A 16,070-nucleotide genomic window follows, 5' to 3' on the forward strand; every position below is an offset into this window, starting at 1 on the left:
ACGCCGCCGTTGGTATTTTGTGCCACCAGTAATTTGACGTTCCTGTAGTGATCACCACCCGACAAAGGAGTCACCATGCCCAGAGTTGCCATCATCGGTTGCGGCGATGTTGCCACAGTTCACTTCGAGGCTCTTGCCGCGATCGATGGCGCCGAGCTGGTGGCAGTCTGTGACACCGACCCTGACCGCTTGGCGGCGGCGGCCGCAGCCCACGGCGTACCGGGGTACGCGGACGTGGTGACCTTGCTGGAGGAGGTGCGGCCCGACGTCGTCCACGTCTGTACACCGCACAATCAGCACGCCGATCCGGCCATCGCGGCGCTGGAGCGCGGCATCAATGTCATCAGCGAGAAGCCACTGGCTAGCACCATGGCCGACGGCGAACGGCTGGCTGCCGCTGCGGCCGCCAGTACCGCCCGGATCGGGATTTGCTTCCAAAATCGCTATAACCAGGCCGTGCAGGCCATGGCGCAACGGCTCGCCAGCGGCGAATTTGGGGCTGTTCTGGGTGGTTCGGGAACCGTCATGTGGCATCGGAGTGCGTCGTACTACGAGAGCCGGCCGTGGCGTGGAAACTGGGTTGGCGGTGGTGGCGGGCTGCTTATGAACCAGGCCATCCACACCCTCGATTTGCTGCAATGGATGATGGGCGGGGTCATGCAGGTTTCCGGCCATGCGGCGACGCATGCGCTGGGCGGAGCCATTGATGTGGAGGACACAGCTGAAATTGTGCTCACGCATGCCAATGGCGTCCGCAGCGTCTTCTATGCCACGCTGGCGAACTCGGTCAACGCGCCCATCACGGTGGATATTGTGGCGGAGAAAGCCACCCTGCAACTGCGCGGCGACCTGGTGATCACCCATAATGATGGGCGCGTGGAGCTCATTGAAGAGCGCCGCGCTTCCTCTGGGGGACGGGACTATTGGGGCGTCTCACATCAGCTGTATATTGCTGATTTCTATGAGCAATTGGGTCACGATGGTCCGTTCTGGATTGATCCCGTTGAGGCACTGAAGACCTTGCGGATCATAAAAGACGTCTACGCGCAAAGCTATCCAAACCGGCTAAGCGAAGTCTCCTAGGCGTTTGTAGCTTGCCTTATCGGCTGCGGTTCCCCGCTGGCACTGGCCAGATTTCTCGGCCCTTTCCCGCCCTCATCCGGCGATCGGGTCTGTTATCAATAACAACCGTTTGCCACCGTTGAGCGTTCAAATTTCCCTTAAATTCAAGCTTTAGTCTCGCCTACGTAACAAATTTAGGCTTTTTATGACAATCGGTTGCCAAAACGTTGCAACCCCAGTAGCGTATTCCATACAACATCAAATGTGGCGCAAGACACATTGAGTTTGAATTTCCCCCCAACCCTTTTGATTCGACTCTTACGAACAAGGAGCCAACAATGAAGTTTGGTCCAAAATCTACAGTCATGGCAGTCCTTACTGCCGCGGCGCTGGCCCTGACAGCCTGTGGCGGCGGTGGTGGTGGCGGTAACGCCGGCGCTCCCGCAACGACACTGACCATTGGTCAATTGCAGGACTTGGTGTCCTTCGAACCCACGGATGCCCACATTGGCCACACCATGCCTTACTACCAGGCCGTCTATGACACGTTGATTCGCCGTGCACCCGACGGAAAGCTGGAGCCCATGGTTGCAGAATCGTGGAAATACAACGCCGAGAACACCGTCCTGACCCTCAAGCTGCGCACCGACGTCACCTTCACTGACGGAACCAAGCTCGACGCCGAGGGAGTCAAGGCCAACCTGGACCACTTCAAGAAGGCCCAGGGCCGCGATGCCTACCAGGTGGCCTCAATGGGCAGCGTGGCCGTGGTTGACCCCTCAACCGTTGCGATCACGCTGACCGCCCCCGACCCGGCCTTCACGTACTACCTCAGCCTGGCGGCTGGTCTCGTTGCCAGCCCGAAGGCCCTAGGAACCGAAGCCATCAAGACGACTCCGGACGGCTCCGGCCCGTACCAGCTGGACACCAAGAACACGGTCAAGGGTTCCCAGTACGTTTTCACCAAGCGTGCTGACTACTGGAACAAGGATCTGCAGAAGTTTGACAAGATCACCATGAAGTTCCTGGCGGACGCCACGGCGCGCACCAACGCCATCGTTTCGGGTCAGGTCGATGCCACCTTGCTGGATCCCAAGACCGGAAAGCAGGCAGAAGCTGCCGGCATGACCCTCACGAGCAGTCAGGTGGACTGGGCTGGATTGCTCCTCGTGGACCGGGAGGGCAAGATCAACCCGGAACTGGGCAATGTCAAGGTCCGCCAGGCCATCAACTACGCTTTCGATCGCAAGACCATCCTGAGCCAGCAGCTGCTGGGTGAGGGTACCCCGACCAACCAGGTATTTGGGCCCGAATCCGGCGCGTACCTGCCGGATCTGGACAACAGCTACCCCTATGATCCGGCCAAGGCTAAGGCACTCCTTGCCGAGGCAGGCTTCGCCAAGGGCTTCACGTTGAAACTGCCTTCCATCGTTGGCTTCGAGGCCATCCTGGCAGTCATTCAGCAGCAGCTGGGCGACATTGGCATCAAGGTTCAGATTGAGACCATTCCGCTGGCCAACTTTGTCCCCGACGTTGCCGGCGGCAAGTACTCAGCATTCTACTTCCAGCTTTACCAGGCCGAGCCGTGGGTTGCCATCAACCAGATGATCTCCACCTCTGCCCTGTACAACCCCTTCAAGTCGACCACTCCTGAGCTGGCGACCATGCTTGATGCAGTGCAAAACGGTGGCGACAAGAGCGCCGAGGAAGCCAAGGCGGTCAACAAGTACGTGACCGAGAACGCCTGGTTTGCACCGCTCTACCGCATCAACCAGATGTACTTTACCAACAAGAAAATCACGGTTGAGCCGCAGCTTCAGCAGGCTATTCCGTCAATCTACAACTACGCTCCCGCAAAGTAGCGGAGTGAATCTGCCGGGGGCGGGAAGTTCCCGCCCCCGGCACCCATTTTCCTTCTGACCAGCGCACTGGAGCGACTCATGGTTACGTTTATTCTGCGAAAGGTCGCCTCCGGCATAGTCGTGCTGGCCGCCGTTTCCTGCCTTACCTACTTCCTGTTGTACTACTCCTCCGCCAACATCGCCCGCAGCATCCTCGGCGAGTTTGCCACCCCGGAGCAGGTTGCCGCCAAGGAAATCGAACTTGGCCTCGATCAGCCACTGCTTCCCCGCTTCTTCGGCTGGGCCGGCAAGGCGTTGTCGGGTGACTTGGGCACCTCCTGGTTCAACTCCGAACCCGTGGCTCGCGCCTTGATGACACGCCTGCCCATCACCCTGACCGTGGTGGTTGTTTCCATCATCTTCATCGCCATTATTGCCACGGCCCTCGGCATGGCGGCGGCCGTCAAGCGCGGCTGGATCGACCGGGTTGTCCAAGGCGCCGCGGTTGTTGGCGATGCCATCCCCAGCTTCGTCATGGCCATCATTTTGGTCACTTTATTGGCCATCCAGATGCAACTCTTCCCCGCCACCAGCAGCATTGCCCCGGATTCCGGATCCGCAGCTTGGGTCGCGTCACTGACGTTGCCCGTCCTGGCCATCGTCATCAACGGCGTAACCAGTGCAGCGCAGCAAATCCGCAGCGCCGTCATCAAGCAGTTGGAAAAGGACTACGTCCGGACCCTGCGCAGCCGCGGCATCAGTGAGAGAGAGATCTTGTTCAAGCACGTCCTGCGCAGCGCCGCGCCGGCCGGACTGACCGTTCTGAGCCTGCAATTCATCGGCATGCTCGGCGGCGTGGTCATCATTGAACAAATCTTTGCCTTGCCCGGCATGGGCGCATTGGCAGTGACCTCAACAACCATGGGAGACATTCCTCTGGTCATGGGTGTGGTCATCTACACCGTCATCATCGTCATTATTGTCAACCTTCTGGTGGATCTCATCAACGGCTGGCTCAATCCCAAGGTGCGTGTCTCATGAGTGAAATTGAGGTCTTGGCCGATCAAAGCGACATTGGCCAGAAGGGGACGGTTGTCCGGTCCCACGTCATCAAGAAGATCCTGCGCAACCCCTTGGGCCTTGTCGCCGTGGTGGTCCTAGCCTTCATGATTCTACTGGCCATCTTCGCCAACCTCCTGGCTCCCTTTGACGCCAACTTTGCCAACGTCGGCAAGGCCCTCGCCAGCCCGGATGCCACCAACATACTCGGCACCGACAGCGTAGGCCGTGACGTCTGGAGCAGACTGGTCTTTGGCGCCCGCACTACCTTGCTTTCCGCCCTCTTGTGCGCTGCCGTTGCCGTGGGCATTGGTTTACCCGCCGGACTCATCGCTGGCTACTACGCTGGCAAGTTCGACGGCGTGGCCGCCTGGGTGGTCAACATCCTCATGGCGCTGCCCGGCATCATTGTCCTGCTGACAGTGCGTGCGGCCTTTGGTCCGTCCGTCTGGATTTCGATGATTGCCTTCGGCATCCTGATCAGTCCCGGGTATTTCCGGCTGACGAGAACGGCAGTGCAGTCGGTACGCAACGAACTCTATGTAGACGCCGCCCGTGTTGCCGGGCTCAGCGACTGGGCCATCATTTCTCGCCACATCTTCTCCGTAGTGCGTGCACCCATCATCATTCAGACGGCTATTGTCTGTGGTGTTGCCATCAGCATCCAGTCAGGGCTGGAATTCCTGGGCCTGGGCGATCCCTCCGTGGCCACCTGGGGCGTTATGCTCAGCGAAGGCTTCAAAAACGTCTACCTCAACCCGAGCCTGCTGCTCTGGCCCGCACTGGCCATCGGTGCCACCATCGGCGCCCTAGTACTTCTTGGCAACGCCGTGCGCGATGCCCTGGAAGACGCCGAGAAAATCAAACCGGCCAAGCGCGGATCTGTCCAGGCGTCAAATGGTCGCACCGCACCCGGCCGGGCACAGACAACAGCAGTCGAAGCCGGCACCGAACATCACTTGGTCAAGGTCTCCCACCTCGGTGTGGGGTACCCCAGGCTGACGGATCCATCAAGAAGGTCGTTGACAACGTGTCCTTCCATGTAGACCGTGGTGAAGTGCTGGGCATTGTGGGTGAATCTGGATCCGGAAAGTCCCAGACAGCCTTCTCCATCCTTGGTCTGTTGCCCGAGAATGCCCGCATCGTTGCGGGCAGCATCCAGTTTGACGGTAATACACGGTGGCTCCCACCGACGACCGGGTCAGCCAGTCCAGACTGAGTGAATTCCGGGGAAAGCGGATCTCCTACATCCCGCAGGAACCCATGAGTAACCTCGACCCGGCGTTCACCATTGGCTACCAGCTGGTGACACCGATGATGCGTGTGCTGAAGATTTCCAAATCGGAAGCCACCGAGCGTGCCTTGGCGCTGTTGGACGACGTCGGCATCCGGTTCCCGGAAAAAACTTTTGACGCCTACCCGCACGAAGTCTCCGGTGGCATGGCCCAGCGTGTGTTGATTGCCGGAGCCATCAGTTGCGAACCCGACCTCATCATTGCTGATGAGCCCACCACAGCCCTCGACGTTACCGTGCAGGCCGATGTACTGGACCTGATCCGAGACCTGCAGAAGCGACTCAACGTCGGGGTCATCCTGGTCACACACAACTTTGGTGTTGTGGCAGACCTCTGTGACCGTGTGGCGGTCATGCAGGATGGCCGGATGGTTGAGGAAGGAAACGTCCGCGACATCCTTCGGAACCCGAAGGACCCCTACACGCAAAAGCTCCTTGGGTCCATGCTTGAGGGCAAGGAACCCATGACCATGCTGGTTTCGGCTGGAGTCACCGCCGCTGAGGCAGCTGCCCGCGAAGATGAGTCTGATGAGAAGGAGACACTCTAATGAGCGCCCTCAATGAAAAGGCTTCAGCATCCAGTGCTGATCTCCTCACGGTCTCCGGCCTAGATGTGGAATATCCCATTAAGGGATTCCGGCGCAAGCCATTCCGCGCGTTGACCGACATCAACATCCACATCAAGCCCGGTGAAACGCTGGGCCTGGTGGGGGAATCCGGCTCCGGCAAGACCACACTGGGACGGGCAATTCTCGGCCTGGCGCCCATCAGTAAGGGCACCGTGGTCTTTGACGGAAACGACATCACCCAAGCCGACCGCAAGCAGCGTCGTGCGCTGGGCCGTGACCTCCAGGTGGTGTTTCAGGATCCTTACACCTCGCTGAATCCCTCCCTGGAAATCGGCGACATCCTCGCCGAACCGCTGACGGTGCAGGGGCAATCTCCGGCCGCGGCGCGCAAGCGAGTCAAGGAGCTGCTGGACCAGGTTGGACTGCCCTCGGATGCGCTCAGTCGGCTTCCCCGTGAGTTCAGTGGTGGGCAGCGCCAGCGTGTGGCGATTGCCCGCGCCCTGGCACTGTCGCCGAAGCTGATCGTGTGCGATGAACCCGTCAGCGCCTTGGACCTCTCGACCCAGGCCGTCGTGTTGGATCTGTTCCTGCAGATTCAGCGTGACACCGGCGTGTCCTACTTGTTTGTCTCGCACGATCTCGATGTGGTGCGGCACATCAGCCACCGTGTGGCTGTCATGTACCACGGTGAAATTGTGGAGCAGGGTTCCTCTCACCAAATCACCCGGGACCCGCAGCACCCTTACACCCAGCGGCTGTTGCTGGCTTCGCCGGTCCCTGACCCTGACCGTCAGGCGAAGCGCCGCAACGACCGGCACGAACTCCTTGCTGCGCAGCAGCTCGAAGAGGCAAGCGGAATCCCCGCGTAGCCGTTAGACAGAATTTTCACCAGCTGCACCAACCACCGGGACATGCCCCACAGGGCCCGGAACTAGAAAGGAACATCGTGGCAAAAATCGGTGTACAGGCAATGATGCTCAAGGACAGCTTTGCGGAAGTGGGCGCCTTCGAGACGCTCCGCAAGGTCAGCGATCTGGGATACAACGCCGTGGAGATCTCTCAGGTCCCCATGGACGAGAAGAACGTTTCCGAACTGGAACGTGCACAGGCCGAACTAGGCATGGATATTGCCGCCCTTTCGGTCATGATGGAAAAGCCGGTGGGCCGCCCCGGCGAGTCTCTCAAGGAAGACTTTGACAAGATCGTGAACGACGCCAAGCGTCTCGACACGAATCTGCTGCGCATTGGCATGCTGCCCTTTGGGCCATGACGAGCATTGATGCCGTCATCGACTTCGCGAAGGAAACCAACGGCTACGCCGAACGCCTCCAGGAACGCGGCATCAGCCTGTACTACCACAACCACCACATCGAGTTTGCAAAGTTTGACGGCAAATACATGCTGGACATCATCAACGAGAACTCGCCTTCCATGGGGCTGGAGATTGATGTTCACTGGGTGCAGCGCGGCGGTCTGGATCCCGTGCGCACCTTGGAAAAATACGCTGGCAACACGGCCATGGTGCATTTGAAGGACTACCGCATCGGAATGCTGCCGGAGTCTGCACTGGGATATTTGGAAACTGGTGACTTCGCCAATTTCATGACCGAGTTCAAGAATGTGGTCCAGTTCGCCGAGGTGGGCGAGGGTAACCTCGACTTCCCGTCGATCGTTCCGGCGGCCCAGGCTGCAGGCGCACAGTACCTGCTGGTTGAACAGGATGAACTCTACGGACGTACCGTCTGGGACGTCCTTGAGACCTCGCACCGCAACCTCACCACCATGGGCTTTGGAGACTTGTTCTAGTCCCCACTTGCCGGCCCGTAAATCGCTGGCGCGATTTGCGGGAACCTGGCAAGCGTGGGCCCAACCCACTCCCCAACCTCGTGCTTCGGCCGGGGAACCTGACATGCGTGGGCCCAACGTGAAACACATCGAATTACTGCAACGAAACGGAGCAATACCAGTGAGTAAGAAAGTACGGATTGGCATCATTGGCCTCGGCCAGCAGGGCGGCGCCTACGCCAAGTTCATCACCGATGGCATGGTTCCGAACATGGTGATTGGCGCCATCACGGACACCGACCCGGCCAAGCGTGAACTCGCCACAGCAAGTTACCCGGACGTCAATGTTTACGATGACTACCTGACCATGCTGGACAGCGGCGATGTTGACGCCGTCGTCACGTGTGTTCCCCACTTCCTGCACCCCGAAATGGGTATTGCGACACTTAAGCGCGGCATCCATGCCCTCGTGGAAAAGCCGGCTGGTGTTTACACCAAGCAGGTTGCTGAACTCAACGCGTTTGCCGAGAGCAAGCCGGAGCTCTCCTTTGCCATCATGTTCAACCAGCGCAATAACCCGCTGTACCAGCGTCTGAAGGAGATCGTCGACAACGGCGAAATCGGCAACATCCTGCGCACCAATTGGATCATTACTAACTGGTGGCGTCCCCAGGGTTACTACAACTCCAGTGAATGGCGCGCAACCTGGGGCGGCGAGGGCGGCGGCGTCCTGGTTAACCAGGCTCCCCACCAGTTGGATTTGTGGCAGTGGATCTGTGGCGTGCCGAAGTCTGTCTTCGCCAAGGTTTCCTACGGTTTCCGCCGCGACATTGCCGTTGAGGACGAGGTCACCGCGCTGGTGGATTACGGTAATGGCGCCACAGGCACCTTCGTGACCGCCACGCACGACATGATCGGCACCGACCGTTTCGAGATTCTGGGCGACCAGGGCAAGATCGTCGTCGAAGGTTCCAAGACCGCCACCGTGACGCGTCTGAAGAAGCCCGAACGCGAGATCAGCGAGAGCATGGGCATGGACGATGTCCGCAGGCTCTTCATGGGCCAGTTGAATATGGATGACTACCGGTCCACCGAGATTGTGGAGTTCGACTCGGTCTGGGGTGCCCAGCACGCAGGCGTCCTGGAAAACTTTGCTGCCAACATCCTGGACGGCACCCCGCTGCTGGCACCGGGTTCCGATGGCATCAAGGGCGTCCGTTTGGCCAACGCCATCCACCTGTCCAGCTGGAAAGGCGAGGAAGTTAGCCTCGACTTCGACGAGGACGAGTTCCTTGGCCTGTTGAACGATCGCATTCGAGAAGAAGGCAAGTACGCCGAACGCGCGTAATGTGCTTCAGCAATTGAACCAAGGCCGGTCCTGCCATGATGGTGGGACCGGCCTTTGTTTGTATCCCCGATTCGAAAAGAGAAACCACCACATCATGACCGCAGATCTCGTTCCGAAGCGACCGCAGATAGCCTTTGCCATGGCGAGCAATGAACTTCGAGACAGACTGTTCGGGCCCGCAGCCCGCCAGCGGCTATGCGCCGTCGCCGATGTTGTCCACGAGGATGTCCTGACGGAGTTTGATTCAGTAGAGGCGCGCGCTGTGCTGGCGCGGACGACGGCGTTGATCACCGGATGGGGGTCCCCGCGGATTGATGCGGAGGTGCTTGAGGCAAGTCCGGCTCTGGCACTGATCGCCCATGCTGCCGGCACCGTCAAGGCGCATGTGGCAGAGGAATGCTGGGATCGGGGCATCACGGTAACGACGGCGGCACAGGCCAATGGTGTCCCTGTCGCCGAATACACCCTCGCGTACATTTTGCTGGCGGGCAAGGATGCTGCCGGGGCACAGAACAAACTGCGTGCACAACGTTCCCGCTACGTGCCGGACATGATCGCGCCGGGGCTAGGGAATGCCGGCGGCACTATTGGCATCATTGGCGCCTCACGCATTGGCCGGCTCGTCATGGAACTCTTGAAGCCGTTCTCCTTCGAGGTTCTGCTTTGTGATCCCACCATCACGGCAGCTGAAGCGGCCGGGATGGGCGGGCAACTTGTGTCCTTGGATGAGCTCATGACCCGTAGCAGCGTAGTGTCCCTGCATGCGCCGGTGTTGCCATCGACGGTTGGCATGATTGGGGCCCCGCAACTTTCGCTCATGCCGGCAGGGGCAACGTTTATCAACACAGCCCGCGGCGTTCTGGTTGACCATGACGCGCTACGTGCGGAATTGCTCGCCGGGCGCATCAACGCGGTCCTGGACGTCACAGCGCCGGAGCCCCTGCCCGATGACGATCCGCTCTATGAACTGCCGAACGTGACCCTCACCCCACACATTGCCGGGTCTCTGGGCAATGAACTGGCGCGGATCGGAGATCTGGCAGTGGCGGAAGTGGTGAGGCTAGCCGGTGGAGGTACACCGGAGTTTGCCGTGACGAGGCAGGCGTTGTTGGACATGGCCTGAGCCGTCTTCAGCAGTTCCGGCCGCATACTGGGTTAAGATGATTTTGGCAACCAATTGCGGAGGATTCTCTTGACTGACACGAACCAGACTGACGCTGTTCCCGGGCGAGCCGTCACCACGCCTCGATCGGGTAAAGCCTCGGCGACTATTTACGACATCGCAGCGCTCGCCGGAGTCAATCCCTCGACCGTCTCCCGCGCGCTCAGTAAGCCCGGGCGGGTCAGCGCCAAGACGCAACAGAAGATCCTTGATGCTGCCGAAGAGCTGAACTACCAAGTGAATATCTTTGCCCGGGCGCTGCCCACAGGCAGGACCCAAACGGTTGGCCTGATCGTCTCGGACATCACCAACCCCGCCTTCTTCGACATCATTCGTGGTGCTGAAACCGCTGCAGCATCGCGGGACTACACCTTGATGCTGGCCGAATCCACGGAATCTGCAGAACATGAGATGACAGCAGCCAAGCGCATGCTGGCAACAGTGGACGGGCTCATTCTGGCCAGCCCCCGCCTCGCCGATGCAGAAATCCAGGAACTGGCCGCCAAGAAGCCGGTTGTCCTCATCAACCGCAGGGTTGACGGGGTGGCATCCATCGTTGCCGACACCGAGACTGGCGTGGCCGAAGCCGTCCGTCATTTGGCTGCTATGGGTCACACGTCGGTTTCCTATGTTGCCGGCCCGGAGCGGTCATGGATGTCCGCTCGACGTTGGGATTCCATCAAGGCCCGCTGTGACTGGCATGGCATGAAACTTTCGCAGGTGGCATCCGGGATGCCTACGGTTGAAGGTGGCCGCCGTGCCGCAGCGGTGGTCAAAGATGGTGACGCCACGGCGGTTTTTTGCTACAACGACCTCATGGCCATTGGTCTGATGCGCGAGCTGCAGGGTGCTGGCGTTAGCATTCCAGATCAGCTCAGCATTTTGGGTTTCGATAATATCTTCGGCTCGGACTTCACCACGCCGCCGCTGTCCACCATCAAATCGCCTTTGCATGAGCTCGGGGTGACAGCGCTGAGACGATTGCTGGAATTCATTGTTCCTGGCGATCAGGCTGGCGTCGTGGAGAGTTCCGCTGGAGCTGACGCAGCTGGACCAGGTGCTGTTGGTCAGGGTGGTGCAGGGACCGGTGGGGCAGCCGCCGCCGCGCTCAGCACGGAGCTGGTCCTGCGTGGTTCAACAGGAGCCGCACGCCCCGCCTAAACAATTGTTGGCAAGTTTTGGCAACCGGTTGACAAACTTTCGTGACCCATGGACGATTGATCTATGTCACACACTTCCGCGAATGCTGCTAACGCCACCTCTGTCGCCGGGACACAGCCGTCCCTGGCTGCAGACTCCGACCGTCTTCTGCCGGCTGATCCGGGAACTCGGGCCATTGCTCGAGATCTTCTTGCTCGGGTAGAGAACCTTCCCATCATTTCCCCGCATGGCCACGTTGAGGCGTCCATGCTGGAGCTGGACACCCCGTTTCCTGATCCGGCAACGTTGCTGGTCAGCCCGGACCATTACGTCACTCGCCTGCTTCACGCCAACGGCGTCACTCTGGATAGGCTGCGCATGGGCGGAACCACGTCCGTGGAGCCCCGCGAAACCTGGCGTGAATTTGTCAAGGCCTGGCCCTTGTTTGACGGCACAGCTTCCGGCTACTGGATGCGCGATTCCTTCGAGCATGTTTTTGGCCTGCGCACTGAACTCAATGAAGCCAACGCCGATGCCATCTTTGATGAGCTTGATACCAAGCTGAAGAGCCCGGAATTCCTGCCGCGCCAGTTGTTCAAGGACTTCAATATTGAAGTTTTGGCCACCACTGACGATCCCCTGGATGACCTCGCCTCCCATGCGGCCATTGCCAAGGACCCCACTTTTGCTGGACGAGTTCTGCCCACTTTCCGCCCCGATGCCTATATTAAGTTCGCCGCCGTTGGCTGGAGCCAAAAGGTGGAGGAGCTGATCAGCGTTGCCGGTGACGGACTCACCGGCTACACCGGCTATATCCGCGCGTTGGAAAATCGCCGCCAGTACTTTGTGGACCACGGCGCCGTTTCCGCTGATCACGGTTCCCGCACCGCCATGACCCTGCGCCTCGATGATTCGGCAGCCTCGGAACTCTTTGAAAAGGCCCGCCGCGGCGAAGCTACCGCAGCAGATGCTGATGTCTTCGAAGCCCACATGATGTACCAAATGGCGCGCATGTCAGTCTCCGATGGCCTCGTCATGACCCTGCACCCCGGCGTTTTCCGCAACCACAGCACGGAGACGTTCAACAAGTTCGGCGCTGATACCGGTCACGACATCCCGTTCGCGGTCAGCTACACCGAAGCATTGCGCCCCATGCTGGAGGACTTCGGCACGGCGCCCGGCTTTCACTTCATCCCGTTCACCATTGACGAGACCGTTTTCTCGCGAGAAATCGCACCACTGGCAGGCTTCTATCCGTCCGTCTTCATTGGTGCACCGTGGTGGTTCCTGGACGCACCGGATGCCATGTTGCGTTTCCGCTCAGCCGTCACCGAGACCGCCGGGTTCTCCCGTTCCTCGGGCTTCATCGACGACACCCGGGCCTTCTGCTCCATTCCGGCCCGCCACAACACCTCCCGCCGCATTGAGGCAAGTTTCCTGGCCCGCCTTGTGGCGGAGCGCCGCGTCAGCGAAGCACGCGCGCATGAAATCATCGTCGATATTGTCGACTCCGCACCCCGAAGGGCCTTCAAGCTGTGAGCACCGAACCGACAACCATGACCCCTTTGAACCGCGCCACCGCCGACGCCGGAACCGCGGCTCCCGTGCGCATCGTGCACCTGGGCCTGGGCGCATTTCACCGTGCCCACCAGGCTTGGTATACGCAGCACGCCAGTGACGCGCCGGAGTGGGGGATTGCCGCCTTCACCGGCCGCCGCCCCGACGCCGCCACCGCTTTGTCCGCCCAGGACGGGCTGTTCACCTTGATTGAGCGTGGCGCCGAGGGTGACAAGTTTGAGCTGATAACGAGCATTGTGGAGGCTCACGACGGCGCAGATGTCGCCGCCCTGTCTCGCTTGGTTGCTGCTCCGAGTACCGCCATGGTCACGTTGACCATCACCGAAGCCGCCTACAACTTGGCGGCCGACGGCACCTTGGACTTCACCAACCCCACCGTCCAATCTGACATTGATGCGCTACGGATCATCACCGCACAGGACCCTCAGGAAGCTCACGACGCCGGTCACGCACCTGCCGCTGTTAGCGCAGCGGGCCGCTTGGTCCAGGCTTTGGTGGCTCGTCGCGCCGCCGGAACCGGTCCTATCGCCGTGGTCTCCTGTGACAATTTGGCCAACAACGCAACGGCCGCCCGTGCCGCTATTGGTGGCCTGGCTGACGTGGTAGATCCGGCGCTGGGTGCCTGGGTCGCGGAGAATGTCAGCTTTGTGGGGACCTCCATTGACCGCATCACCCCGCGCACCACAGAGGCTGAGATCGCCTTGGTGCAGGCAGAATGCGGCTACGCCGACTCCTCACCGGTGGTGACCGAACCCTTCAGCGACTGGGTACTGAGCGGAGACTTCCCGGCCGGACGCCCGGACTGGGCCAGTGCAGGCGCGGTATTTGTGGACGAGATCGAGCACTTTGAGAACCGCAAACTGTGGTTGCTCAACGGCGCACACTCGCTGCTGGCCTATGCCGGACAGCTCAGGGGACACACCACAGTGGCGCAGGCTCTGGCCGACCCGAGTTGTGCCGCCTGGATCACTGAGTTCTGGGACGAGGCGGAGGCTAACCTGCCCGCCGAGGGCTTGGCCATTCCGGCGTACAGGGCGGCCCTGCTGGAGCGCTTTGGTAACGCCCGGATTGCTCATCACTTGGCGCAGATTGCCATGGATGGCTCCAGCAAGCTGCGCATGCGTGCTGTTCCGGTGCTGAAGGCAGAGCTGGGCGCTGGGCGCTCCGGTGCCGGCGCGGCCAGGTTGATCGCTGCTTGGGTGGCGTTCTTGCGTCAGTCCCACACCACCGGTGCTGCCATTGCGGATTCTGCTGCGTCAGATCTGCAGGCTGCCTTGGCGCTGGGCACCGGTGCTGACCTCAAGGCTCTGGTGGCCGTGCTGGATGTGGAGCTAGCCGGGCAGGCCGACGCCCTGGCAGCAATTGCCGCACAGATCGAGAATCTGAGCACGGGGGAGTAATTCCGCAGCGGTACCTTCCATCTCCTCTCGCGAAAGGTGAGTAGTGAGCAATGTTGCGCGTAAACATTGCTCACTACTCACCTTTCGCGGTCTCGGATAGGGGGAAGAGCGAAGCGGGGAGCAGCGGGTGGCGGAAGCGCTGGGGAGAAACTTAAAGAAACTTATGGCAAGCGGTTGCCATTTGTTGTCTTTGCTGGTTAACTAGTAGGTAATACAGCTCACACGCCGGCGTACCAGCTGCGGCAGGTGTCCCCGTTGGGGGATGACCCTGTAGCGGTCCACCGAAGGGCCATCTGGGACCGGCGAAATGGGAATTGTCCAGCGCAGCGCACCTGCGAGGGATTTGGGTAAAGGAGCCCGCATTGACCATGAATCAAAAGCAAACCAGCCAGAGCGCGAAAGCGCCGGCCACGGGAGTACTGTCCAAGATCAGCGTGTTGGGCTACGGCGCCGGTGACGCTGCCAACAACCTGGCCTTCACAACAGCCACGATGTTCCTGCTGGTCTACTACACAGACGTAGCAGGCATCAGTGCTGCAGCAGCCGGCACGCTGCTGCTCGTGGTTCGATTCTTTGACGCCTTTGCTGACATCTTCGCAGGCCGCATGGTGGACAGGACTTACCACAAGAAGCTTGGCAAGTTCCGCCCTTACATCATGTTCGGTTCGGTGCCACTGCTGCTCCTGAGCGTGGCCACCTTCTCCATTCCCCAGATCGGGGAAACAGGCATGCTGCTGTGGGCCTACATCAGCTACGCGCTGCTTGGTCTTGCCTATAGCTTCGTGAACATTCCCTACGGATCTCTTGCCGGGGCCATGACTCAGAAATCCGGTGAGCGCGCCAAGTTGGCCAGCGCCCGGACCATCGGCGCCGTCGCTGTGGGCTCCTTCCTGGGTATCTTCATCGCTCCCTTGATGAAGGGCGGAGAAAACCTCCAGCCGTTGTTCACCACCTTGACAGTGATTTTTGCCGTTGTGGGAACCGGGCTGTACATGTTCACCGTTTTCTCCACTAAGGAACGCGTGGTGCGTGAGGTCGCCAACGTCTCCATGAAGCAGAGCTTCGAAACGTTGAAGGGCAACAAGCCGCTTCTCATGCTGTGCATCAGTTCCTTCCTGTTCCTGACCGGCCAGCTGGCTCTTGGAACGGTCCAGATCTATTACTTCCGTGACGTTCTGGGCTCGCTGTCGCTGTACGCCGTCATGTCCATCATCAACATCTTCCTCACCTTTGGTATGGCCGCAATGCTTCCCCGCATGGTGCGGTCCTTCGGTAAGAAAAACATCTACATCGGTGGCGCGGCACTGATGGCTCTCGGTGGCCTCGTGGTTTTCCTTGCCCCGGCTGGCATGGTGTGGCTAGCTTTCACCGGTGTCATGGTGACACAAATGGGCCTTTACTTGGTCAACATGCTGGTCTGGGCCCTCGAAGCTGACACCGTGGAATACGGCGAGTGGAAGACAGGCATCCGCACCGAAGGAATCACCTACGCGCTGTTCTCCTTCACCCGCAAAACCGGCCAGGCCGTTGGTGGCGCATTGGCCGCCTTTGCCCTCGCCTGGGGCGGATACGCCGCAGGCGCCGCCGAGCAAACTGACCATGCAATCCTAGGAATCCGTGCAGGTGCAGGCCTGCTGCCAATGGTGTTCGCGATATTGGCACTTCTGGTCATGCTTGTCTATCCCTTGACGGACGCCAAGCACAAGGAGATCGTCGCCGAGATCCAGGCACGCCGCGCAGCCCGGCTTGCAGACGCTCTTGACCGTCGCGATTCTGACGACAACTCTTAGCCTTACGGCAACTCCTCATCAATTCTGAATTTCTCACTGAAA

15 protein-coding genes are annotated in these 16,070 nt (G+C 60.0%); all 15 read left to right on the top strand.

Features of this window, described 5'->3' with window-relative positions; genetic code table 11:
- Positions 1–75: 75 nt before the first annotated feature.
- The 15 genes from AS189_RS07495 (at position 76) to uidB (ending at position 16,028) form a co-directional block, all read left to right on the top strand.
- On the top strand, positions 76–1,083 hold the full coding sequence (locus AS189_RS07495; RefSeq protein WP_062287068.1) for a Gfo/Idh/MocA family protein: 1,008 nt from the start codon (positions 76–78) through the stop codon (positions 1,081–1,083).
- A gap of 344 nt (positions 1,084–1,427) precedes the next feature.
- Positions 1,428–2,924, top strand: coding sequence for an ABC transporter substrate-binding protein (locus AS189_RS07500; RefSeq protein ID WP_237759998.1), 1,497 nt, complete (start codon positions 1,428–1,430; stop codon positions 2,922–2,924).
- 78 nt (positions 2,925–3,002) lie between these two features.
- Positions 3,003–3,944, top strand: a complete 942-nt coding sequence (locus AS189_RS07505; RefSeq protein WP_062287072.1) for an ABC transporter permease — start codon at positions 3,003–3,005, stop codon at positions 3,942–3,944.
- Entirely contained in the window at positions 3,941–5,008 is a 1,068-nt protein-coding gene (locus AS189_RS20630; protein ID WP_237759999.1) for an ABC transporter permease, read from the top strand. Before AS189_RS07505 ends, AS189_RS20630 begins: the two co-directional genes overlap by 4 nt.
- Positions 4,993–5,181: an ATP-binding cassette domain-containing protein gene (locus AS189_RS20980; RefSeq protein WP_272946739.1), complete on the top strand. Its 189-nt coding sequence runs from the start codon at positions 4,993–4,995 to the stop codon at positions 5,179–5,181. The genes AS189_RS20630 and AS189_RS20980 overlap by 16 nt, the downstream gene beginning before the upstream one ends.
- Positions 5,182–5,225: 44 nt before the next feature.
- Complete coding sequence (locus AS189_RS20635; protein ID WP_272946740.1) at positions 5,226–5,804, top strand: ABC transporter ATP-binding protein; 579 nt, start codon at positions 5,226–5,228, stop codon at positions 5,802–5,804.
- Entirely contained in the window at positions 5,804–6,694 is an 891-nt protein-coding gene (locus AS189_RS07515; protein ID WP_062287074.1) for an ATP-binding cassette domain-containing protein, read from the top strand. Before AS189_RS20635 ends, AS189_RS07515 begins: the two co-directional genes overlap by 1 nt.
- A gap of 77 nt (positions 6,695–6,771) precedes the next feature.
- A complete protein-coding gene (locus AS189_RS20640) occupies positions 6,772–7,095 on the top strand; it encodes a hypothetical protein (protein ID WP_237760000.1) in 324 nt (107 codons plus the stop codon).
- A complete protein-coding gene (locus AS189_RS20645) occupies positions 7,092–7,631 on the top strand; it encodes a sugar phosphate isomerase/epimerase family protein (protein ID WP_237760001.1) in 540 nt (179 codons plus the stop codon). The genes AS189_RS20640 and AS189_RS20645 overlap by 4 nt, the downstream gene beginning before the upstream one ends.
- A gap of 160 nt (positions 7,632–7,791) precedes the next feature.
- Positions 7,792–8,958: a Gfo/Idh/MocA family protein gene (locus tag AS189_RS07525; RefSeq protein WP_062287076.1), complete on the top strand. Its 1,167-nt coding sequence runs from the start codon at positions 7,792–7,794 to the stop codon at positions 8,956–8,958.
- A gap of 94 nt (positions 8,959–9,052) precedes the next feature.
- Positions 9,053–10,081, top strand: coding sequence for a hydroxyacid dehydrogenase (locus AS189_RS07530; protein WP_062287078.1), 1,029 nt, complete (start codon positions 9,053–9,055; stop codon positions 10,079–10,081).
- Between the two features lie 69 nt (positions 10,082–10,150).
- Complete coding sequence (locus AS189_RS07535) at positions 10,151–11,281, top strand: LacI family DNA-binding transcriptional regulator (RefSeq protein ID WP_062287080.1); 1,131 nt, start codon at positions 10,151–10,153, stop codon at positions 11,279–11,281.
- A 63-nt stretch (positions 11,282–11,344) separates the two neighbouring features.
- Positions 11,345–12,799, top strand: a complete 1,455-nt coding sequence (gene uxaC, locus AS189_RS07540) for a glucuronate isomerase (protein ID WP_062287082.1) — start codon at positions 11,345–11,347, stop codon at positions 12,797–12,799.
- A 17-nt stretch (positions 12,800–12,816) separates the two neighbouring features.
- Positions 12,817–14,238, top strand: coding sequence for a mannitol dehydrogenase family protein (locus AS189_RS07545; protein ID WP_062293208.1), 1,422 nt, complete (start codon positions 12,817–12,819; stop codon positions 14,236–14,238).
- A 368-nt stretch (positions 14,239–14,606) separates the two neighbouring features.
- Positions 14,607–16,028, top strand: a complete 1,422-nt coding sequence (uidB, locus tag AS189_RS07550; RefSeq protein ID WP_062293211.1) for a glucuronide transporter — start codon at positions 14,607–14,609, stop codon at positions 16,026–16,028.
- Positions 16,029–16,070: the final 42 nt, after the last annotated feature.

It is taken from the genome of Arthrobacter alpinus, from assembly GCF_001445575.1.
GTDB lineage: Bacteria > Actinomycetota > Actinomycetes > Actinomycetales > Micrococcaceae > Specibacter > Specibacter alpinus_C.